The organism is Sphingomonas abaci, assembly GCF_014199625.1.
Lineage (GTDB): Bacteria > Pseudomonadota > Alphaproteobacteria > Sphingomonadales > Sphingomonadaceae > Sphingomonas > Sphingomonas abaci.
In genome coordinates, this window is the sequence record NZ_JACHNY010000004.1 from 138,583 (window position 1) to 159,149 (window position 20,567).

Consider the following 20,567-nt stretch of genomic DNA (forward strand, 5'->3'; position numbering starts at 1 on the left):
TGGCCGCCGGTTTCCATGTTTTTCGGTGTACGTAAAACTTGCGTTCGCGCGCGGGGGCGGCCACTTGGGCGAGGATGACCGCGACCGTCCACCGCCTGAAGACCACGACCCCCTCGCTGGAGCCGATGCTGCAGCTCGTCGCCGGCGACATGGCCGCGGTGAACGCGGTGATCCTCGACCGGATGCGGTCCGACATCCCGCTGATCCCGGAACTGGCCGGCCATCTGATCGCGGGCGGCGGCAAGCGGATGCGCCCGATGCTGACGCTCGCGAGCGCGCAGCTGATCGGCTATGACGGCACGCGCCACCACCGGCTCGCCGCGTCGGTGGAGTTCATCCATACCGCGACGCTGCTGCACGACGATGTCGTCGACGGGTCGGACCTGCGGCGTGGCCGGCGCACCGCCAACATCATCTGGGGCAACCCAGCCAGCGTCCTGGTCGGCGACTTCCTGTTCAGCCGCTCGTTCGAGCTGATGGTCGAGGACGGCAGCCTGAAGGTGCTGAAGATCCTGTCCAACGCCTCGGCCGTGATCGCGGAAGGCGAGGTCAACCAGCTCACCGCCGCGCGCCGCGTCGACCTGGGCGAGGATCGCTATCTCGACATCATCGGCGCCAAGACCGCGGCGCTGTTCGCCGCCGCCTGCCGCATCGCCGCGGTGGTGGCGGAGCGGTCCGAGGCGGAGGAGATGGCGCTCGACGCCTATGGCCGCAATCTCGGCATCGCCTTCCAGCTGGTCGACGACGCGATCGACTATGTCTCGGACGCGGGCACGATGGGCAAGGATGCCGGCGACGATTTCCGCGAGGGCAAGATGACGCTGCCGGTCATCCTCGCCTATGCCCGCGGCTCCGCCGAGGATCGCAAGTTCTGGAAGGACGCGGTCGAGGGGCGGCGCGCCGGCGACGCGGATTTCGCCCATGCCATCAGCCTGGTGCGCCAGACCCGCGCGGTCGACGACACGCTGGCCCGCGCCCGCCACTACGGGCAGCGCGCGATCGACTCGATCGCCGGCTTCGCCGATGGCCGCGCCAAGGATGCGATGATCGAGGCGGTCGAGTTCGCGGTCGCCCGCGCCTATTGACCGCCCTGCTGCCCCGGCCATTCCGGCCGGTTGACAGACCCGGCCCAGGGGACCAGAGGCCGGCCTCGGAGTGACGGTCACTCCGTTTCGGAAGCGAGAACATGTCCAGCGACAGTTCCAGTAGAGCCGCACGCTCCTCGGTGGTCGTCCGCTAGGCTCCGGTCCAGCTCGCCCGCCGGCGGATCGTGCGGCTGGCGAGGTTGAGACGATGACGAACGATCCCATCGCCGGCGCGCGGGCCGGCATCGGCTTTCTCCCGGCGGCGAACGGCCCCGCCCCTTCTCCGGCGCCCTATCCGGCCGACATCGCCGAGCATCTGAGCCGCGAGACGCCCCAGGCCGCCGCCGCGATGCTGCGCACGCTCGACCCCGCCGATGCGGTGCGCGTGCTGGAGCAGCCCGAATATCATGGCGCGGCCCGCACGCTCGCCGCCCTGTCCTTCGCCGAGAGCGCGACGCTGATCGCCGCCATGGCCGAGGACCGCGCCGCAGACCTGCTCGCCGACTTGGCCGCGGGCGAGGCGGAGGCGGTGCTGGCGCTGCTGCCGCCGCCGGTCCGCCAGTCGCTGCGCCGACTGCTCGCCTGGCCGACGGACAGCGCGGGCGGATTGATGACGACCGAGTTCGTCGCGGTGGCGGAGGGGATCACCGTCGCCCAGGCGCTGGACCATATCCGCACGGTGGAGCGCAGCCGCGAGACCATCTATGCGCTCTACCTGCTCGACCCCGCCGGCCGGCTGACCGGGGCGCTGTCGCTGCGCCGGCTGATCTCCGCCGAGCCCGACGCCGTCGTCCGCAGCCTCGCCCCGTCCGATCCGGTCACCACCGCGCCCGATGCCGACCGCGAGGATGTGGCGCGCCAGATCGCGCGGCACGACCTGCTGGCGGTGCCGGTGGTCGACGCGCACCGGCGGCTGCTCGGCATCGTCACGGTCGACGACGTGCTCGACGTGATCGTCGCCGAGGCGACCGAGGATAGCGAGCGGTTCGGCGGCGTCGCCGCGCTCGGCCGGCCCTATCTCGACACCGGCTTCGGCGCCATGATCCGCAAGCGGGCCGGCTGGCTGTGCGCGCTGTTCCTGTCGGAGATGCTGACCGCCAGCGCGATGCAGCATTTCGAAAGCGAGCTGGAACGCGCGATCGTGCTGACGCTGTTCATCCCGCTCATCATGAGTTCGGGCGGCAATAGCGGCAGCCAGGCGACCTCGCTGATCATCCGCGCGCTGGCGCTGCACCAGGTCCGGCTACGCGACTGGTGGCGCGTGGCGTTCCGCGAGATACCGACCGGGCTGGTGCTGGGCGCGATCCTGGGGCTGCTCGGCATGGCGCGGATCGCGGCATGGCAGGCTTTCGGCTTCTACGACTATGGCCCGCACTGGCCGCTGATCGCCGCCACGGTCGGCGCGGGGCTGATCGGCATCGTCACCTTCGGTTCGCTGGCCGGATCGATGCTGCCCTTCGCCCTGCAACGGCTGGGCTTCGATCCCGCCAGCGCCTCCGCGCCCTTCGTCGCCACCCTGGTCGATGTCACCGGGCTGGTGATCTATTTCTCGATCGCGCTGGTCATCCTGCACGGCACGCTGCTGTAACGTGCCGTACCCCGGGGTCGGAGGCGATCAGTCCTCCGCCGCGATGCGGATGCGCAGGCCGTCGAGCGCATCGGTGAAGGGGATCTGGCAGGACAGGCGCGAGGTCGCGTCGCGATCGCTGGTCGAGTCGAGCAGATCATCCTCGTCCGGGCTCATCTTGGGCAGGCGGTCGGCGAAGGCGGGGTCGACATGGACGTGGCAGGTCGCGCAGGAACAGCAGCCGCCGCACAGCGCCAGCAGTTCGTCGATGCCGCCGTCGCGGATCACTTCCATCACCGAAAGGCCCGATTCGCCAACCAGTTCGCGTTCTTCCCCTTCGCGCGTCGTGACGATAAGCGTGGGCATCATGCAATCTCCAGATCTTCGCCGCCGTCATGGCGTCCGCGTCGCGGGCGATCAAGCGTCATGGGACTGAGCGCGGACCAGCTTCGCGCCGGGCTGGATGCGCTGGGCGCGGTCGAACCGGCGATCGCGGCGGCGATCCGGCGGGTCGGCTATCCCGAGCCGCGCATTCGCGAGCGCGGCTATGCGACGCTGCTGCGCACGATCGTCGGGCAGCAGGTCAGCGTCGCCTCCGCCAATGCGGTGTGGCGGCGGCTGGACGAGGTGCTCGGTGACGCCGGGGATCCGGCGCGGGTGATGGCGGCGAGCGACGAGGAATTGCGCGCCGCCGGCCTGTCGCGGCAGAAGAGCGGCTATGCGCGCAGCCTGGCGGACGAGGTGACGAGCGGGCGGCTCGACCTCGCCCATCTGCCCGAGGACGACGAGGCGGCGGTCGCGGCGTTGGTCCGGGTCAAGGGCATCGGCCGCTGGTCGGCCGAGGTCTATCTGCTGTTCGCGGAGGGGCGGCCCGATATCTGGCCGGCTGGCGACCTGGCGGTGCAGATCGAGATCGGCCGCATCCTGGGCCATGAGGCACGGCCCAGCGAGGCGCTGACGCGCACGCTGGCCGAGGGGTGGCGGCCGCATCGCGGCGCGCTGGCGATCTTCACCTGGCACCATTATGGCGCCGGCCCGGACGCCGCTCCCGTCTGAACGGGACGGCGGCGTCGCGGTGGACGGGGTTCAGGCGTAGGCGACGGTGGCGCTGCGGCGGCGATAGCGGGCGCCCGCGCCCAGCATCGCGAAACCGACCAGCATCATCGCCCAGCTCGACGGCTCGGGCACGGCTGCGGCATAGCCGACGACATTGTCGATGCCGAAGGCGGTGCTGGCATCCGCGCCGCCCTCATTGTCGAGGCGATAGAAGGCGAGCTGTTCGATCGGCGTGTCGAAGCTGAAGCCCAGGAAGCCGACCTCGTTCAGGCTGCTCAGCGTGAAGCTGCCCATCTCGCCCGTGTCGGTCAGGAAGCCCACGGTCTCGCCCGCGTCGCTCAACTCCCCCGCGAAATAGGGACGCAGGTCGAAGCCGAGCGCCTGGGTCGTCGAGGTGAAGCTGAACACGGTGGTGATCGCCACATCCGCCAGCACCTGGACGAAGGCGGAGCCGTCGACGCTGCCGATCAGGCCGGCTTCGTAGCCCGAAACAGGCGTGATCTGCTCGACGGCCTCGCCGGCGACCTGAAAGATCAGAAGCGGATTCGTGCCCTGCGAGAAGTCGGTCGTGTAGGACGGCGTGCCGCCCAGCGCGAGGAACTGCGCCCGGTCGGTGAAGACGGTGGCGGCCTGCGCCGTGGCGGGCGCGATCATTGCCACCGCGCCGATGGCGGCGATCGCCCAGGGCTTGAATTTCGTCATGTCCGACTCCCGTGTTGCTGGAGTCGTTAATGCAGCAGAAAGGTTAATTATCCATTACCCATCTGGAACGATTGGCAATTCTTCCGCCCAACGGGTCAGCAGGCTGTGCGCGATGGCATAGGGCGGCGGCGGCACGAACGGGCCCGGCTCGCCCGCCAGCACCGCGCGCACCACGGCCCGCGGGACCCAGATCGCATCCTCCAGCTCGGTCGTGTCGATCGCCAGCCGGTCGCTGGTCGCGGTGGCGATGCAGGCGATCATCAGCGACGACGGGAACGGCCAGGGCTGGCTGGCGACGTAGCGGACGTCGGTGACGGCGACGCCCGCTTCCTCCGCGACTTCGCGCGCGACCGCTTCCTCGATCGATTCGCCGGGTTCCAGGAAACCGGCCAGCGCCGAATAGCGGCCGGGCGGGAAGGCGGGCTGGCGGCCGAGCAGGGCGCGGCCATCATGCTCCGCGATCATGATGACGACCGGGTCGACGCGCGGAAAATGCTCGGTCGCGCAACTGGGGCAGCGTCGTCCCCAGCCGGCCCGGAACGGCGTCGTCGGCTGGCCGCAAACGGCGCAGTAGCCGTGGCGCGCATGCCAGTCGAGCACCGCGCGCGCCGCCGCATAGGTGGCCGCCTCCCCCGCCACCAACGCGTGGAGCGCGGCGATCATCTCGAACGAGCGGCCGCGCGCCGGCTGGTCGGTGATGGCAGCGAAATGTGGCACGCCCGCCGCGTCCAGCCCCAGCAGCACCAGCCGCTCCGGGCTGTGCTCGCCCAGCGTCGTCCAGCCGAGTCGCTCGCCGTCCATCGCGGGCGCGTAGTCGTCCAGCACCAACAGCCGCGCACGCGGATCGGCAATGGCGGCCGCGAAGCGCGCCGCGTCGTGGCGGATCGGGTCGGCGCGGTCGAGCAGGCCGCCGGTGAAGCCGATCATTCGCCGTGCAACCGCGTGGCATCGCGGCGCAAGGCTGCGCCGACCTGGTCCGCCAGCGGCACGTCGCCGCCCATTTCGTTGATCATCACCGTTCCTCGTATTCCCAATGCCGGATCGACCCAGCCGATCGATCCCGCCGCCCCGGCCCAGCCGAACGTTCCTTTGCCCGGCCCCCCCGGCTCGTCGACCAGCCGCACCGATCCGCCCGCGCCGAAGCCCTGGGGCACGCCGGGCTTGTCGCCGGTCACCATCCCCGCGCCGCCGAACGCGACGCCCGGCGGCAACAGGTTCGACATGGCCATTCGCACCGTCTCCGCCTTCATCACGCGCACCCCATCCAGCGTGCCGCCATTCTGGAGCATGTGGAGGAAGCGATCGTAATCGCGCGCCGACGACACCAGACCCGCGCCGCCATAGGGGAAGCTGGGCGGCGTCAGGAATACGGATCTCTGGCCCGGATCGAGCGGCGCCAGGGTCCGGCCCAGCACGGCGTAATTGGTCGCCAGCCGGCCGGCATCCTTCGCCGGCACGGTGAAGGCGGTCGAATCCATCTTCAATGGCGTGAAGAACCGGGTCTGGAGGAAGCGGTCGAACGGCATTCCGCTCGCCACCTCGATCACCCGGCCCAGCACGTCGAGCCCGATCGAATAATGCCACCGTGTCCCCGGCTCGGCGATCAGCGGCACCGTGGCGACCCGGTCGGCGAAGGCGGCGAGCGTCGCCGGGCGGGCGCGGCGCATCGCCGCCTCGGCCGCCGCATTGATCGCCAGCGGCACCAGGCCCAGCCGCTCATATTCGCGCAGCAGCGGTCCCCGAGCGTTGATCGAATAGCCCAGGCCCGATGTGTGGGTCAGGAGCTGGCGGATGGTGATCGGCCGCGTCGCTGGCACCGAATCCAGGCTGGTGTCGGGATGGGTCAGCACCCGCATATGCGCGAAGGCGGGGATGTACCGGGCGACCGGATCGTCCAGCCCGATCCGCCCCTCCTCGACCAGCAGCATCACCGCCATGCCGGTGATCGGCTTGGTCATCGAATAGATGCGCCAGAGCGTATCGGGGCCGGCGGCGGGCGAATCGGCCGCCTCGGCGATCCGCCCCGCCGGCACGAAGACGGTGGGCGAGTCGCCGCGCCCGAACGCACCGACGATCCCCGGCATCCGGCCCTCCCGCACATAGGAGTCGAACAAGGTCTGCGTCTCGACGAGCAGCGGCCGGGGGGCGGGCGCGGTCTGCGCCGCGACCGGCGCGGCGAGCGTCAGCAGCAGGGGCGACAGGCGCATCATCCGCATCACGTCATGCTCCCATCCTCGTCCTCGCCCAGCACGGCCCGCGCCGCCTTGGCGAACAGCGTCGGCAGCCCGGCGGCGGCGAGGTCGGCGACCGGCCACCATTCGCCCTCGCCCTGCGCCTCGCCGCGCCCGACCGCAAGCGCCAGCGTCAGATTGAAATGGGTGAAGCCATGCTCCACCTGGCCGCCTAGCATCCGCCAGTTGATCGCGGCGGGCGCCGCCGCCAGCGCGGGCGATGCATCGACCCAGGGTCCGGTCGGCAGCGCGCGCATGCCCCCCAACAGTCCCTTGTCGGGCCGTCGCACCAGCCACACCGACCGCGCGCCCTCCCGCCGTTCCAGCCAGAATATGGTGCCATGGCGGCGCGGCTTGGCCTTCTTCGCGGCCTTGACCGGAAGCCGCGCCGGATCGCCCTCCGCATAGGCCGTACAGGATTCGCGCAACGGGCAGAGCAGGCAGCGCGGCTTGCGCACCGTGCAGAGCGTCGCGCCCAGGTCCATCATGGCTTGCGCGAAGTCGCCGGCGCGCGTGTCCGGCGTGATCCGGTCGGTCGCCGCCCGGATCGCCGGGCGCGCCGCCGGCAGCGGGGTCTGGATCGCGAACAGACGCGCCACGACCCGCTCGACATTGGCGTCGACCACCACCGCGCGCTCGCCGAACGCGATCGCCGCCACCGCCGCCGCCGTATAGGCTCCCAGCCCCGGCAGTTCGAGCAGCCCCGCCTCGGTGCGCGGGAAGCCGCCCGCCGCCGCCACCGCGCGCGCCGCCTTCACCAGGTTGCGCGCGCGGGCGTAATAGCCCAGCCCCGCCCAGGCGGCCATGATCGCCTCGTCGGGTGCGGCGGCCAGCGCGTCGACGCTGGGCCAGCGTTCGGTCCACTCGCGAAAGCGCGGGGCGACCGCCGCCACGGTCGTCTGCTGGAGCATCACCTCCGACAGCCAGACCCGGTAGGGGTCGGGCGCCTCGCCCCGTTTCGCGCGCCACGGCAGGTCGCGGCCATGGGCGTCATACCAGTCGAGCAACCGGTCGGCGATCGAAGAGCGCTTGGCGTTCACCGCCCGCCTATGGCATGGGACACGCCATGAGCAAGCATCCCGGCACCCCCCAGGCCGGATCTCCCCCGAAAACCGCCAAGCGCCCCAGGGCCGCGCAGGCTAAGCCGGAGCCCGAACGGTCCAACCGCTCGCGCGCGGTGTCCGAATTGCTGCCCGCGATCGGCGGCGCGGCGTTCCGCCGCTTCGGCTTCGTCCAGTCCTCGATCGTCAGCCGCTGGCCCGAGATCGTCGGGGAGCGGCTGGCGCGCGCCTCGATGCCCGAATCGATCCGCTTTCCGGTCGGAGCGAAGCAGGACGGAACCCTGACCCTGACGGTGCGCGGCGCCCATGCGCCGATGATGCAGCATGTCATTCCGGAGATCATCGAGCGGGTGAACCGCTTCTTCGGCTATGCCGCGATCGCCCGGGTCACGATCCGCCAGGGCGAGATCGCCGCGCCGCCCGCGGCCCGCGCGCCCGTCTCGCTCCAGCCGCGCGCCGTGCCGGTGGAGATGGGCGAGGGGCTGAAGGCGATCGCCGATCCCGAACTGCGCGCGGTGCTCGAATCGCTTGCCGCCGGGGTCGCCGCGACCCGTGGCCTACCGAGGGTGTCCTGATGCGTCTGCTGCCGTTTGCGCTTGCCCTGCTCGCCCTGCCACTGACGCTTGCGGGGGCCGCGCCGGTACGCGATTGGTCGGCGACCGCGACGATGACCGCGGACGGCGCCTATGTGATCGGCAACCCGGCCGCGCGCGTGAAGCTGCGCGAATGGGCCAGCTATACCTGTCCGCACTGCGCCCATTTTAGCGCCGAGTCGGAGCCGGTGCTGGCCAATCGCATGATCCGCTCGGGCTCGACCAGCCTGGAGGTGCGGCACCTGGTGCGCGATCCGCTCGACCTGGGCGCGGCGATCCTGACCCGCTGCGCCGGTCCGCGCGGCTTCGCGGGCGCGCACCGGGCGGTGTTCGCCGCGCAGGACCAATGGTTCAAGAAGGGCGCGGACTATGCCCAGGCCAATGCCGCGCGGCTGGAGACGCTGCCCAATCTGGTCGCGGTGCGTCAGCTCGCCGATGCCGCCGGGCTGACCGCGATCCTCGCCGCGCGCGGGCTGAAGCCGGCCGCGATCAACGCCTGTTTCGCCGACCAGAAATCGGTCGACCGGCTGCTGGCGCTGAGCGCCGCCGTGCCGGCCGAGGTCACCGGCACGCCCAGTTTCTACATCAACGGCAAGCTGATCCCCAACGCCACCTGGGTCCAGCTCGAACCCGCCCTTCGCGCCGCCGGCGCCCAGTAAATGCCAGGAGCCACCATGAAGTTCGCGTCTCTTCTGCTCGCCCCCCTCCTTGCTGCCGCGCTGACCGCCTGTTCGGGCCAGAGCGGCGCGAGCAATGATAGCGCGCCGGCCGCCCCCGTCGCCGCCGTCACCCCGCCCGCCGGCAAGCAGTGGACCGATGTCGTGTCGAAGACGCCCGAGGGCTATGTCGTCGGCAATCCGAACGCGCCGATCAAGATGGTGGAATATGGCTCGCGCCTGTGCCCGGCCTGTCGCGCGCTGGCGACCGAGGGGTTCGAGCCGCTGATGAAGGCCTATGTCGCGCCCGGCAAGGTCAGCTTCGAGTTCCGTGAGTTCCTGATCCACGGCGCGTCGGACCTGCCGCCCGCGCTGATCGGCGGCTGCGGCGGCCCCGCCCCCTTCTTCCCGATGCTGGAGCAGATGTACGCCAACCAGAACGCGTTCCTCGACAAGCTCCAGGCGCTGCCCAAGCCGGTGCAGGAGCAGATCCAGGCGGCCAAGCCGCAGGACGCGATCCGGATGCTCGGCGAGCAGATGGGGATCATCGACTTCGCCAAGCAGCGCGGCATCCCCGAGGCGAAGGCGCGCCAGTGCCTGTCCGACATGACCCGGATCGATGCGCTGACCAAGCAGACCCAGGACAAGGGCGCCGACGGCACCGTCACCGGCACCCCGACCGTGATCATCAACGGCACCAAGGTCGACGGCTTCGGCTGGGCCGACGTGGAAAAGGCGCTGAAGCGCGCCGGCGCCTGAGACCCACTGTTCCCCGGCGAAGGCCGGGTCCCGGTCGCGGGACGATGGTGACGACGCGCGGCGCTCCGTTACCTCCACCTTGCCAACTGGGCCCCGGTTTCCGCCGGGGAACAATGGGACCGTTGGAACCGCTATTCCCGCCCGCTACGCCGCGAACAATTCCAGCTGCTGTTTCTTCTTCGGCGCGACCAGCGGCTTCAGGTCGGCGCGTTCGGCCAGCGCCACCGGTCGCCAGTCCTCGGCGATCAGGAACGGCCGCAGCTTGGCGATCGACACGGTCAGCCGCGCGACATCGTCCAGCCGCAGCCGTCGCCAGCGCCGGCTCGCCAGGATCGCGTCGACCGCCTTCACCCCCAGCCCCGGCACGCGCAGCAACGCCTCGCGCGGGGCGCGGTTGACGTCGACGGGGAAACGGTCGCGGAACTTCAGCGCCCAGGCCAGCTTGGGGTCGATGTCGAGCGGCAGCATGCCGGTCTCCGCATCGGCCGCCGCGACCACCTCGTGCGGCTGATAGTCGTAGAAGCGCATCAGCCAGTCCGACTGGTACAGCCGATGCTCGCGCATCAGCGGCGGGCGCTGCAGCGGCAGCACCGCCGATGCGTCGGGGATCGGGCTGAACGCCGAATAATAGACCCGGCGCAGCGAGAAGCGGTCGTAGAGCTTGGACGCGCGCAGCACGATATCGCCATCGGTCGCGGCGTCCGCGCCGACGATCATCTGGGTCGACTGCCCGGCGGGCGCGAAGCGCGGCGCATTGCGGTACTTCTTCCCAGCGTCACGCTGGTCCGCGATCGCGCCCTTCACCTCGGCCATCGCGCCTTCGATCCGCGCGCCGTCCTTCTCGGGGGCCAGCCGCTTCAGCCCGCCAGCGGTCGGCAGCTCGACATTGATCGAGACGCGGTCGGCATGGAGCCCGGCCTGGTGGATCAACGCGGGATCAGCGTCGGGGATCGTCTTGAGATGGATATAGCCGCGGAAATGATGATCCTCGCGCAAGCTCCGCGCCACCTCGACCAATTGCTCCATCGTATAGTCGGGCGAGCGGATGATGCCCGAGGACAGGAACAGCCCCTCGATATAGTTGCGCTTGTAGAAGGAGATGGTGAGGTTCACGACCTCCTGCGCGGTGAAGCGGGCGCGACGGACGTTCGACGACTTGCGGTTGATGCAATAATGGCAGTCGAAGATGCAGCTGTTGGTCAACAGGATCTTGAGCAGCGAAATGCAGCGGCCATCGGGCGCATAGGCATGGCAGATGCCCATCCCCTCGGTCGAACCCAGCCCCTTGCCGTCGCGGCTGTTGCGCTTGGCGGTGCCGGACGAGGCGCAGGACGCATCATATTTGGCGGCATCGGCGAGAATCGCCAGCTTTTCGCGGGTGTCGAGCTGAGCCATCCCGTTCGAAATATGTTCTGGCCGTGCGGGTCGCAAGGCGCGACCATGGCGCGCGATAACCTGCTTTACCGGCACGGACGCGCAAAAAACGGGGGCGACCGCAGGGGCCGCCCCGTAGTTCAGGGAATGCGTCGCGCGGATAAAAGGGGGAGAACCGCAGCGACCCGATCCTTCTGCCAGCCAGATGTTGCGAAACTGTGTCCGGCGGGCGGGAAAGTGTAACCGAATGTATCCTATTCGGCGGCGAGCAGCGTTTCGGCCGCCTGAAGGTCGACCGAGACCAGCCGGCTGACGCCACGCTCGACCATCGTCACGCCGAACAGTCGGTGCATCCGGCTCATCGTCACGGCATTATGGGTGACGATCAGATAGCGGGTGTCGGTGTCCTGGACCATGTGGTCGAGCAGCCCGCAGAACCGATCGATATTCGCGTCGTCCAACGGCGCGTCGACCTCGTCCAGCACGCAGATCGGCGCCGGATTGGTCAGGAACAGCGCGAAGATCAGCGCGACCGCGGTCAGCGCCTGTTCGCCGCCCGACAACAGGGTCAGCGATTGCAGCCGCTTGCCGGGCGGTTGCGCCAGGATCTCCAGCCCCGCCTCCAGCGGATCGTCCGAATCGACCAGCGCCAGATGCGCCGCGCCGCCATCGAACAGCGTCGCGAACAGCCGGCGGAAATGCGCGTCCACCGCCTCGAACGCCGCGCGCAGCCGCTGCCGCCCCTCGCGATTGAGCGTCGCGATCGAACCGCGAAGGCGCGCCACCGCCTGGCCCAATTCGGCGCGCTCCGCCGCCGCGCTCGCTCCCGCCGCGTCCAGCTCGGCGAGTTCGCGTTCGGCGACCAGGTTGACCGGGCCGATCCGCTCGCGCTCCTGCACCAACCGCTCGTGCGCCCGGGTCTCGGCCGCCGGATCGCCGACCTCCACGCCCGCGAAGCCGAGTCGCTCGGGCAGCACCGGCGCGGGGCATTGGAAGCGCTCGCCCGACAGGCGGCCGATCTCGACCCGGCGCTGCTCCTGCGCCTCCACCCGCGCCGCCGCCGCCGCCCGCGCCTCTCGCGCCGTGCCGAGCTGGTCGATCGCCTGGCGGTGCGCCGCGTCCGCCGCGTGGAGCGCGGCTTGCGCGGCCGCTTCGGCGGTGGCGAGCTGGTCTGCGGCCGCGCGGTCGCCGTCATGCGCGGTGGCCAGCGTCGCGATCCGCTGTTCGAGCGCGGCCGGCCGGTCGGCGAGCGTCGCGGCCTCCGCTGCGATCTCGGCAGCGCGGCGGTCCATCGCGACGATCCGCTTCGCCGCCTCGCCAGCGCGGGTGCGCCAGTCGCGCGCTTCGCCTTGCGCCGACGCCAGCCGGTCGCGATCGGCCGCCAGCCGCCGGTCGAGCGACTGGCGCGCGGCCTGCGCCTCCATCACCGCCGTGCGGCGCAGCGTCGCCGATTGCCGCAGCGACTCGACCTCGGCCGCGATGGCCCGTCCATCGGGCAGGGCAGCGACCGCGCGATCAGCCGCCGCCTGTTCCGCCGCCGCCTCCGCCCGGTCCCCGGCGATGCGCGCGACGCGCTGCTCGCCATCGGCGCGCTGCCCGGCCAGGCGGTCAAGCGCGGCGGCGGCGCTGTCCTCCGCCCGGCCGGCCTCCCGCATCGCCAGCTCGGCGCCGGCCAATGCGTCGCGGGCGGTGCGCGCCGCCAGTCGCGCCGCCTCGATCGCCGCGTCCACCTGCGACCGCATGGCCGTCGCCCGGTCGAGCGCCGCCGCCGCCGGCGGCCGCTCGGCGCGCAGGATCGTCAGCCGGTTCAGCCGTTCCAGCCGCTCCGCCGCCGCCGCGCCCTGCCCGCTGGCGCGGTAGCCGTCCCAGCGGCGCAAGGTCCCGTCACGCGTCACCAGCCGTTGCCCGACCGCGAGCGGCTGTCCCGCATCCTCGGTCGCCACCAGCACCTGGCGCAGGCGGCGGGCGAGCAGCAGGGGTGCCGCGACATGGTCCGCCAGCGCCTCGGTTCCGGGCGCGGGGTCCGGATCGCCCGGCTGGACCGGCGTCGGCATCCACATTTCGGGACTGGATTCCAGATCGTCGCCCAGCGCCGCCCCCAGCGCCCGCTCATAGCCGGGAGCCGGCGCCAGCCGGTCGACCAGCCGCTCCCCGCCGCTGCGCCGGGTCGCCCGCTCCAGCGCGGCCACTTCGCTGTCGAGCGCCGCCAGATCGGCGCGCGCCGTCGCCCGCGCCGTCTCCGCCGCGTCGCGGTCGGCGATGCCCGCGCGCTCCGCCGCCTCCGCCGCCGCCAGTCTCTCGCGCGCCGTCTCGGCCACCTGCATCGCATCGGCGCGGCGGGCAGCGGCCGCCTCACGCTGCGCCGCCAGCGGTTCCGGCCGCGACAGCGCCGCGAGCGAAGCCGCCGCCTGCACCGCCTCGCGCTCGACCCGCGCCAGCCGGATCGCGGCGGCCTCGGCGGCGGCGCGCGCCACCCGCGCCTCGGCCAGCTCGCCCGCCTGCCGGCTCATGCCCTGCGCCAGCGCCACTTCCGCATCGCGCGCCGCGCGTTCCGTTTCCTCCACCGCGAGAATGCGACGCGGTGCATCATGGTCGCCAGCCGCGATCGCGGCGGTCAGCGCCTCCCCCTCCGCCGCCAGCCGGGCGAGCGCCGCCGCCGCGTCGCTGGCCAGCGAACCCTCGCGCGCCCGGTCCTCCGCCAGTCGCGCCGTCGCTGAAGTGAGGTCGGCGATGCGACGCTCGACCGCCTGCCGCTCGCCGGTCAGCGCCGCCAGCGCGTGCGCCGCCTCCGTCACCCGATCGCGCGCCGCCAGTGCCGCAGCCCGCGCCGTCGCCAATTCGGCCGCGGCACGGTGCTGGGCGGTCGCGGCCACCTGCTCCGCCGCCGCCGAAGCGTCGACCGCGGCCGTGCAGGCCCGCGCCGCTGCCTTGGCCGCCTCCGCCTCGGCCGCCGCCGCCCGCCAGCGCGCGAAGATCATCCGCGCCTCCGCCCCGCGGATACGGTCGGAGAGCTGGCGATAGCGCTCGGCCGCCCGCGCCTGTCGCCGCAGCACGGTGGCGCGGGCCGACTGGTCGGCGAGGAGCGCATCCAGCCGTTCCAGATTGGCCTCGGTCTGGCGCAGCCGCGTCTCCGCCTCGCGACGACGGACATGCAGGCCGGCGATCCCGGCCGCCTCCTCCAGCATCGCGCGGCGCTCGGCCGGCTTGGCGGCGATCACCGCGCCGATCCGGTTCTGGCTGACCAGGGCGGGCGAATGCGCGCCGGTCGCGGCATCGGCAAACAACAAGCCGACATCGCGCGCCCGCACGTCGCGCCCGTCGATCCGATAGGCGGAACCCGCGCCACGCTCGATCCGCCGCACCACCTCGGTCTCGCGCCCGTCGACCTCCGCCAGGATCGACACCTCGGCAAAGTCGCGCGGTGGCCGGGTCGCGGTGCCGGCAAAGATCACGTCCTCCATGCCCGCGCCCCGCATCGAGCGGGCGCTGGTCTCGCCCATCGCCCAGCGCAGCGCCTCCAGCAGGTTCGACTTGCCGCAGCCATTGGGGCCGACCACGCCGGTCAGCCCGTCGCGGATGACCAGATCGGCGGGTTCGACGAAGCTCTTGAAGCCGGCCAGGCGAAGGCGGGTGATCCGCATGGCGACGGTTTATGCCGATCGGCCGCCGGCCGTCGACCGCTTCTTTCGGCGCCGGGCTGCAACCTCATGGCCGTGCGCGCGATTCTGTCCGAGTCAGCATGAGCAAAGGCCCCGGATGCGCGTTGTCACCCTGCCCGAACCCGACGATTTCGACGCCTGGCGCGCCGCCGCGCGCGACCTGGCCGCCGCCGAGGTGCCCGCGGACGCGATCGTCTGGCAGGTGGGAGCGCAGCCGACCGACCTGTTCGGCAACGCCGAGCCGACCCCGCCGCCGGCCGGGGCTGCGCCCGCCGGCTTCTCGGTGCCGCGCGCGTTCCTCGACCTGGGACGCCATGTCGTGATGGCCAGCGACCCCGCCCGCTTCTCGCTGCTCTACACGCTGCTCACCCGGTTGCGCCGCGAGCCCCGGCTGATCGAGGACCAGGCCGACCCCCTGGTCCGCCGGCTGGAGACGATGGCCAAGGGGGTGCGCCGCGACATCCACAAGATGCGCGCCTTCCTCCGCTTCCGCGAAGTGGCGGACGATGACGGTACGCCGCGCTTCGTCGCCTGGTTCGAGCCGGAACATCACATCGTCCGCGCCAACGCCGCCTTCTTCGTCAACCGCTTCGCATCGATGCGCTGGTCGATCCTGACGCCGGAGGTGTCGCTGCACTGGGACGGGCAGTCGCTCAGCGAGGGTCCGCCCGCGACCAAGGCCGACGCGCCGGAGGGCGATCCCACCGAGGAGGTGTGGAAGACCTATTACAGCAGCATCTTCAACCCCGCCCGGTTGAAGGTCGGCGCGATGCTGAAGGAGATGCCGCGCAAATATTGGAAGAACATGCCGGAAACCGCGCTTGTGCCGCAGTTGCTGGCCGGCGCGCAGGCACGGGAGGCGACCATGATCGAGACGGCCCCACGCACCGAAGGGCGCGGCGTCACCGGCGACAATCGCCGCCTGGCCTGGGAGGCGTTGCGCGAGGAAGCGGCGGGCTGCACCCGCTGCCCGCTCTACAAGCCGGCGACTCAGACGGTGTTCGGCGAGGGGCCGGTCGATGCCGCCTTGATGTTCGTCGGCGAGCAGCCCGGCGACCAGGAGGATCTCGCCGGCCGGCCCTTTGTCGGCCCCGCCGGGCAGATGTTCGACCGCGCGCTGGGCGAGGCGGCGATCGACCGTTCGACGGTCTACGTCACCAATGCGGTCAAGCATTTCAAGTTCGAGCCGCGCGGCAAGCGCCGCATCCATGCCAAGCCGGGCGCGGGCGAGATCGACGCTTGCCGCTGGTGGGTGGAGCAGGAACAGATGCTGGTCCGCCCGCGCGTCACCGTCGCCTTAGGCGCGACGGCGGCGCGATCGCTGTTCGGGCGGGTGATGACGATCGGCAAGGAACGCGGACGCGAATTACGGCTGGCGGATGGCGGATCGGCCTGGATCACCGTCCACCCCAGCTATCTGCTGCGCCTGCCCGACCCGGCCCAGGCGGAAGTCGAATATTCGCGCTTCGTGGAAGACTTGAAGCTGGCGGCGGCGGCGTTGGGGTGACGACGGCCGGCCCGCAGGATGATGGCCGTGCTGGGTCCATCCGGACCTTGACGCGGCAGGCCCGTTCGTGATGATCGTCAACGGCAGGTCCGGCACGGCTTTTCGTGCAACGCCATCGCCGACCCCGATCGGGAGCAGGTAAGATGCGCCAATTCCGGCTTCTTTTGATCCCCGCCACGCTGCTTGCGGCAATGCCTGTACAGGCCGGACCCAAGCCCGCGAACATCAGCTGGGCGAAGCCGGCCGTCTCCTTCGACGCCTATCGGCAGGATACGCTGGAATGCGCCAATCAGACCTATGGTCTGGATGTGAGCATGAAGCCGCACACGGCATCGGCGCTGGCGGCGCTGAACAATGCCCAGCTCACTGCCGTCGTGACCGGGCTGAACACCGGTTCGCAGGTCGGGACGCAAGATTATCAGGGCGGCGCGGACGGCTATCGCGCGGTGATGAACGTCGTGGCGCCGGGCCGGACGCTGCTGCGCACCTCCACCTATACCGAGACGTTCCGCCATGCCGCCTATCGCGACGTGGTGGACCAGCTCCAATCCGTGCTCGACTATTGCCTGATGTCGCGCGGCTATCATCGCTTCACGCTAAGCCGGTCGGAGATGGCGGCGTTGCGCCGCCTGCCCGCCGGGTCGGAGGAACGCGCCCGCTATCTCCACACGCTGGCGGCCGCGCCCTCGCGCCCGTCGTAACAAACGTTCACATCTCGCGGGGGTCCGGCCCCAGCCGGCCGTCGGCCGAGTCCAGCCCGTCGATCGCGGCGATGTCGTCCTCGCTCAATTGCCAGTCGGCCGCCGCCAGATTGTCGCTCAGATGCTCCGCGCTCGATGCCTTGGGGATCACCGAATACCCCTTCGCCAGATGCCAGGCGATCACGACTTGCGCCGCCGACCGGCCGTACCGCTCGGCGATGGCGGTGATGCGCGGGTCGGCGAGCAGCGCCTTGCCCTGCCCGATCGGGCTCCAGCTCTGGGTCACGATGCCATGCGCCTGGTGATAGGCGACGCAATCCCGCTGCTGGAAGGTCGGATGCAGCTCGATCTGGTTCACCACCGGGATGACGCCGGTCGCCTGGACGATCGCATCGAGATGCTCGGGCAGGAAGTTGGAGACGCCGATCGACAGCGCCTTGCCGGCCTCGCGCAGGCGCACCATCGCCTTCCACGCCTCGACATACAGGCCCGCTGCCGGCACCGGCCAGTGCATCAGATAGAGGTCGACCGAGTCGCGGCCGAGCAGCGCCAGGCTCTCGTCCAGCGCAGCCTCGACATCGTCCTGCCGGTCGTTCCACAATTTGGTGGTGACCCATATGTCGCTGGCCTTCACGCCGTCGCCGACTCCGCGCTCATTGCCATAGAAGGCGGCGGTGTCGACCAGGCGATAGCCCAGGTCGATGCCCTTGCGGACGATCGCCGCCGCCTGGGGATCGGGAATCTGCCACGTGCCCAGGCCGAGCTGGGGCATGGTGCGGCCATCGTTCAGGGTCAGATCGGTCATGGTCGCGCCAACCCGCGGGCCGGACGGGCGGTTCCCGACCGTCCCCTTCCCGGCTCGATGCCGATTGACCCCTTGGGCGCGCTCGGCCAAGCGGCGCGTCATGGTCGAAAAGATTTTGGGGACGCTCGCCGCGTTCGTCATCGCGGTGATCTCGGGCGGCGGCTATCTGGGCATCGCGCTGCTGATGGCGATCGAGAGCGCGTGCATCCCGCTCCCGTCCGAACTCATCATGCCGTTTGCCGGCTACCTGGTGTCGACCGGTCGGTTCGACCTGTTCCTGGCCGCGACGGCAGGGGCGATCGGGTGCAATCTGGGGTCGATCGTCGCCTATGAGGTCGGCAAGCGCGGCGGCCGGCCGGTCGCGGAGCGCTGGGGGCGGTACCTGCTGATCGGCGCGGACGAGCTGGACGCGGCCGATCGCTTCTTCCGCCGCTGGGGCCCCGCGGCGGTGCTGATCGGCCGGTTGCTGCCGGTGATCCGCACCTTCATCGCCTTTCCGGCCGGGGTCGCACGCATGCCGCTGATCCCGTTCCACCTCTATACCTTCATCGGTTCCTGGCCGTTCTGCCTGGGGCTGGCGTGGGTCGGCATGACGCTGGGCGACAAGTGGAACAGCGACCCGCGCCTGAAGGCGGCGTTCCATCAGGCGGACCTCGCCATCGGGCTGGTGCTGGTCGCGGCGGTCAGCCTCTATGTCTGGCACCGGGTGCGGGGCATCCGCCGGAACCGCGCCTGACCCGCCACGCCAACGCCGCCAGCAGCGGCAGCGCCACCGCGAGATAGGCATAGAGGCCGCTCCATGGCGACCAGCCCAGCCACTCGCTGGGCCAGGTCTGCAACGCGCCGGGGCGGAAACGCTGCTCCATCACATAGGTCCAGACCGGCCAGCGATAGTCGGGCGGCGCGAAGATGTCGGCGGCGGCGATCACCAGGTTGACCGCCATCGACAGGGCCAGCAGCGCGGCGGTCGCGATCCGGCCCCACCGCCCCTGCGCCGCCCAAAAGGGGGCGAGGCCGAGCGCGAGCAGCCCCATCGCCGGCATGGCATGGCGCGGACCGGTGGAATTGCCGCCGTCCCAATAGAAATAGGCCGCGTTGACCAACAGCACGATCGCCACCACCGCCCCGGCCAGGGCGGCGACCCCGCGTGTCCGCGCATCATCCGCCAGTCGCGCCAGGCCCAGTGTCGCCACGAGCAGGATCGGCGAAACCCAGACGAGGCCGCGCCGGTCGCCGACCAGGATTTCCAGCACCACCCCGGGCCGGGGCCAGGTCAGGCCGAACAGCCCCTGCCGCATCCCCGCGAAACCAGTCACCCCCGCATAGGCGATGCGGAACGGCGTCCCGAAGGCGAGCAGGTTGTAGAGGAAGAGCGGCACCAGCATCGCCGACCCGCCCAGCGCTGCGAGACCGAGCAGCCGCCAGCGATCGGCTCTGGGCCACGCGCGCGCCGCCGCCCAGAGCGCGATCGCGCCCCCCGCCAGCACCGCCTGATATTCGATCACCACCGCCCAGCCCAGGGCCATGCCGCCGACCAGGGCCAGGGTCCCGCGCCGCTCGCCGGCCGCGGTCGCGCGCCACAGGCTCCAGCCCGCGATCACATAGAGCGCCGCCACCGCCGCATGGCCGGTGATCGTGCCTGACCACCCCCAGATCGGCGTTCCCAGCGCATAGCCCAGCGCCGCGACCAGCCCCGCCGCCGCCTGCCCGGTCAACGCCAGGCCCCAGTCGAACAGCAGCACCGCCGCCAGCGCGGTGAGCAGCGCCGGTCCCATCACCACCGCGACGCGAATCCGCAGCCGCAGGAATCGGGCGAGGTTTGGATCGTAGAAGGACAGGTTTTGCCTGGCGGCGGTCGTCCCGCTCCACCGGTCGACCAGTGCGACGGCCGGCAGCGCCATCAGCGTCATGCCCGGCGCCTTGTCGAGATAGGTATGCGGGCCGAACGTCGCCTTGTCGATCGTCAGCGGCGCATATTCGTCGATCGTCGCGTCGCCCTGCTCGACCAGGCTGAGTGCGGCGAACATCCGCGTGGCATTGTTGGGATTGAGCTCCCAAGAGCCGAACCACGCGACCGACAGCCAGATCAGCGCGAACAGCAGCGCCCTTGTGCCGCGCGGCGCCGTCGTTTCCCGATCCGCCATGCCGCATTCCTTCGCCGTTCACCGGGCGAAGTGGCTTTCCCCGTCTCCCGCCGGGGTAAAGCCGCCGCCCCGCTTCAGGCGAAGGCGGACATGCGGTGGCCGGTGAAGGCGTCGCCGGTCAGTCCCTGCAGACGGCGGCGGGTATTGGCCGCCATCAGATTCACATAGATCCGGCACGTCTCGTTCAACCGATGCGCCTCCTCGGCCAGTTCGCGCAAGTCGGTGCCGGCCGGGCCATGGCCGGCGGCGGCGACCGCGTCGATGCCGGACAGCTTGTCGGCGGTCGCGCGCTCCAGCCCGCGCGCGTCGTTCGCCTTCAGCGCGGCGATCTCCGAATGGAGCGCCTCGATCACCCGGACGAGCGCGTCACGCCTGGTCATTGGACTTCCACTCCAGCTTGAGCGCGATCAGCCGATCGGCGATGGTCGAGGGCGATAGCGGGAACTTGCCGTCCGCGATCGCCTTGCGGATCTGGGCGACGCGGTCGGTATCGACCGGCGGCGCGGCGGCCAGCGACTTGGCGAGCCGCGTCGACTCGGTGGCGACCGGGGCCGCCATGGGTTCGGACGATGCGCCCGCCGCCGGCTTCGCCACGGGCGCGATGGGGACGGGCGCGGTGATCCGCGAGACGCCACCTGCCTTCCAACCAATCGAGTCCACCATGTCC

Annotated in this window: 20 protein-coding genes; 9 read left to right on the top strand and 11 right to left on the bottom strand. The window is 71.1% G+C overall.

The features are described 5' to 3' along the window. Positions 1–74: 74 nt before the first annotated feature. Both GGQ96_RS10790 and mgtE read left to right on the top strand, forming a co-directional pair. The gene (locus GGQ96_RS10790) at positions 75–1,085 is read left to right on the top strand and encodes a polyprenyl synthetase family protein (RefSeq protein ID WP_184114495.1); all 1,011 of its coding nucleotides are present in this window, start codon (positions 75–77) and stop codon (positions 1,083–1,085) included. A 208-nt stretch (positions 1,086–1,293) separates the two neighbouring features. Further along, positions 1,294–2,673 (top strand): magnesium transporter, encoded by a 1,380-nt coding sequence (gene mgtE, locus GGQ96_RS10795; protein ID WP_184114497.1) that lies wholly within the window; start codon positions 1,294–1,296, stop codon positions 2,671–2,673. A gap of 27 nt (positions 2,674–2,700) precedes the next feature. Here mgtE and GGQ96_RS10800 read toward each other — a convergent pair whose 3' ends face one another. Next, positions 2,701–3,018, bottom strand: coding sequence for a 2Fe-2S iron-sulfur cluster-binding protein (locus GGQ96_RS10800; RefSeq protein WP_184115076.1), 318 nt, complete (start codon positions 3,016–3,018; stop codon positions 2,701–2,703). A 60-nt stretch (positions 3,019–3,078) separates the two neighbouring features. Between GGQ96_RS10800 and GGQ96_RS10805 the strand changes: the two genes are divergently transcribed. Further along, positions 3,079–3,708 (top strand): DNA-3-methyladenine glycosylase family protein, encoded by a 630-nt coding sequence (locus GGQ96_RS10805; RefSeq protein WP_184114499.1) that lies wholly within the window; start codon positions 3,079–3,081, stop codon positions 3,706–3,708. A 30-nt stretch (positions 3,709–3,738) separates the two neighbouring features. Here the strand turns inward: GGQ96_RS10805 and GGQ96_RS21425 are convergent, their stop codons facing one another. The 4 genes from GGQ96_RS21425 to GGQ96_RS10825 are packed head-to-tail and all read right to left on the bottom strand — an operon-like array spanning position 3,739 to position 7,681. Beyond that, positions 3,739–4,410: a PEPxxWA-CTERM sorting domain-containing protein gene (locus GGQ96_RS21425; RefSeq protein ID WP_246360431.1), complete on the bottom strand. Its 672-nt coding sequence runs from the start codon at positions 4,408–4,410 to the stop codon at positions 3,739–3,741. Positions 4,411–4,464: 54 nt separating this feature from the next. Next, the gene (nudC, locus tag GGQ96_RS10815) at positions 4,465–5,337 is read right to left on the bottom strand and encodes an NAD(+) diphosphatase (RefSeq protein ID WP_184114501.1); all 873 of its coding nucleotides are present in this window, start codon (positions 5,335–5,337) and stop codon (positions 4,465–4,467) included. After that, a complete protein-coding gene (locus GGQ96_RS10820) occupies positions 5,334–6,626 on the bottom strand; it encodes a serine hydrolase domain-containing protein (protein WP_425506701.1) in 1,293 nt (430 codons plus the stop codon). The genes nudC and GGQ96_RS10820 overlap by 4 nt, the downstream gene beginning before the upstream one ends. Next, the gene (locus tag GGQ96_RS10825) at positions 6,626–7,681 is read right to left on the bottom strand and encodes an A/G-specific adenine glycosylase (RefSeq protein WP_343059007.1); all 1,056 of its coding nucleotides are present in this window, start codon (positions 7,679–7,681) and stop codon (positions 6,626–6,628) included. The genes GGQ96_RS10820 and GGQ96_RS10825 overlap by 1 nt, the downstream gene beginning before the upstream one ends. A gap of 26 nt (positions 7,682–7,707) precedes the next feature. Between GGQ96_RS10825 and GGQ96_RS10830 the strand changes: the two genes are divergently transcribed. The 3 genes from GGQ96_RS10830 to GGQ96_RS10840 are packed head-to-tail and all read left to right on the top strand — an operon-like array spanning position 7,708 to position 9,710. Then, positions 7,708–8,277, top strand: coding sequence for a DUF721 domain-containing protein (locus GGQ96_RS10830; protein WP_246360433.1), 570 nt, complete (start codon positions 7,708–7,710; stop codon positions 8,275–8,277). Next, positions 8,277–8,954, top strand: a complete 678-nt coding sequence (locus GGQ96_RS10835; RefSeq protein WP_184114505.1) for a DsbA family protein — start codon at positions 8,277–8,279, stop codon at positions 8,952–8,954. Before GGQ96_RS10830 ends, GGQ96_RS10835 begins: the two co-directional genes overlap by 1 nt. A gap of 15 nt (positions 8,955–8,969) precedes the next feature. Next, positions 8,970–9,710 carry a thioredoxin domain-containing protein gene (locus tag GGQ96_RS10840; RefSeq protein WP_184114507.1) on the top strand — a complete coding sequence of 247 codons (741 nt, stop codon included), beginning with the start codon at positions 8,970–8,972 and terminating at the stop codon, positions 9,708–9,710. A 144-nt stretch (positions 9,711–9,854) separates the two neighbouring features. On the opposite strand, the gene GGQ96_RS10845 is transcribed toward GGQ96_RS10840, so the two are convergent. Both GGQ96_RS10845 and GGQ96_RS10850 read right to left on the bottom strand, forming a co-directional pair. After that, the gene (locus tag GGQ96_RS10845; RefSeq protein ID WP_184114509.1) at positions 9,855–11,105 is read right to left on the bottom strand and encodes a putative DNA modification/repair radical SAM protein; all 1,251 of its coding nucleotides are present in this window, start codon (positions 11,103–11,105) and stop codon (positions 9,855–9,857) included. A 233-nt stretch (positions 11,106–11,338) separates the two neighbouring features. After that, on the bottom strand, positions 11,339–14,725 hold the full coding sequence (locus tag GGQ96_RS10850) for a chromosome segregation SMC family protein (RefSeq protein ID WP_184114511.1): 3,387 nt from the start codon (positions 14,723–14,725) through the stop codon (positions 11,339–11,341). Between the two features lie 115 nt (positions 14,726–14,840). Here GGQ96_RS10850 and GGQ96_RS10855 point away from each other — a divergent pair, with 115 nt between their 5' ends. Beyond that, positions 14,841–16,250: a UdgX family uracil-DNA binding protein gene (locus GGQ96_RS10855; protein ID WP_184114513.1), complete on the top strand. Its 1,410-nt coding sequence runs from the start codon at positions 14,841–14,843 to the stop codon at positions 16,248–16,250. A 143-nt stretch (positions 16,251–16,393) separates the two neighbouring features. After that, positions 16,394–16,951: a hypothetical protein gene (locus tag GGQ96_RS10860; protein ID WP_184114515.1), complete on the top strand. Its 558-nt coding sequence runs from the start codon at positions 16,394–16,396 to the stop codon at positions 16,949–16,951. 7 nt (positions 16,952–16,958) lie between these two features. On the opposite strand, the gene GGQ96_RS10865 is transcribed toward GGQ96_RS10860, so the two are convergent. After that, positions 16,959–17,756 carry an aldo/keto reductase gene (locus GGQ96_RS10865; protein ID WP_184114517.1) on the bottom strand — a complete coding sequence of 266 codons (798 nt, stop codon included), beginning with the start codon at positions 17,754–17,756 and terminating at the stop codon, positions 16,959–16,961. A 100-nt stretch (positions 17,757–17,856) separates the two neighbouring features. On the opposite strand from GGQ96_RS10865, the gene GGQ96_RS10870 reads away from it, so the two are divergent. After that, entirely contained in the window at positions 17,857–18,492 is a 636-nt protein-coding gene (locus GGQ96_RS10870; protein ID WP_184114519.1) for a DedA family protein, read from the top strand. On the opposite strand, the gene GGQ96_RS10875 is transcribed toward GGQ96_RS10870, so the two are convergent. The 3 genes from GGQ96_RS10875 to flgM form a co-directional block, all read right to left on the bottom strand. After that, complete coding sequence (locus GGQ96_RS10875) at positions 18,440–19,900, bottom strand: hypothetical protein (RefSeq protein ID WP_184114521.1); 1,461 nt, start codon at positions 19,898–19,900, stop codon at positions 18,440–18,442. The two genes, GGQ96_RS10870 and GGQ96_RS10875, sit on opposite strands and share 53 nt — an antisense overlap. A 74-nt stretch (positions 19,901–19,974) precedes the next feature. Continuing rightward, positions 19,975–20,280: a flagellar protein FlgN gene (locus tag GGQ96_RS10880; protein ID WP_184114524.1), complete on the bottom strand. Its 306-nt coding sequence runs from the start codon at positions 20,278–20,280 to the stop codon at positions 19,975–19,977. After that, entirely contained in the window at positions 20,267–20,563 is a 297-nt protein-coding gene (gene flgM / locus GGQ96_RS10885; protein ID WP_184114526.1) for a flagellar biosynthesis anti-sigma factor FlgM, read from the bottom strand. The genes GGQ96_RS10880 and flgM overlap by 14 nt, the downstream gene beginning before the upstream one ends. Positions 20,564–20,567 lie beyond the last annotated feature (4 nt).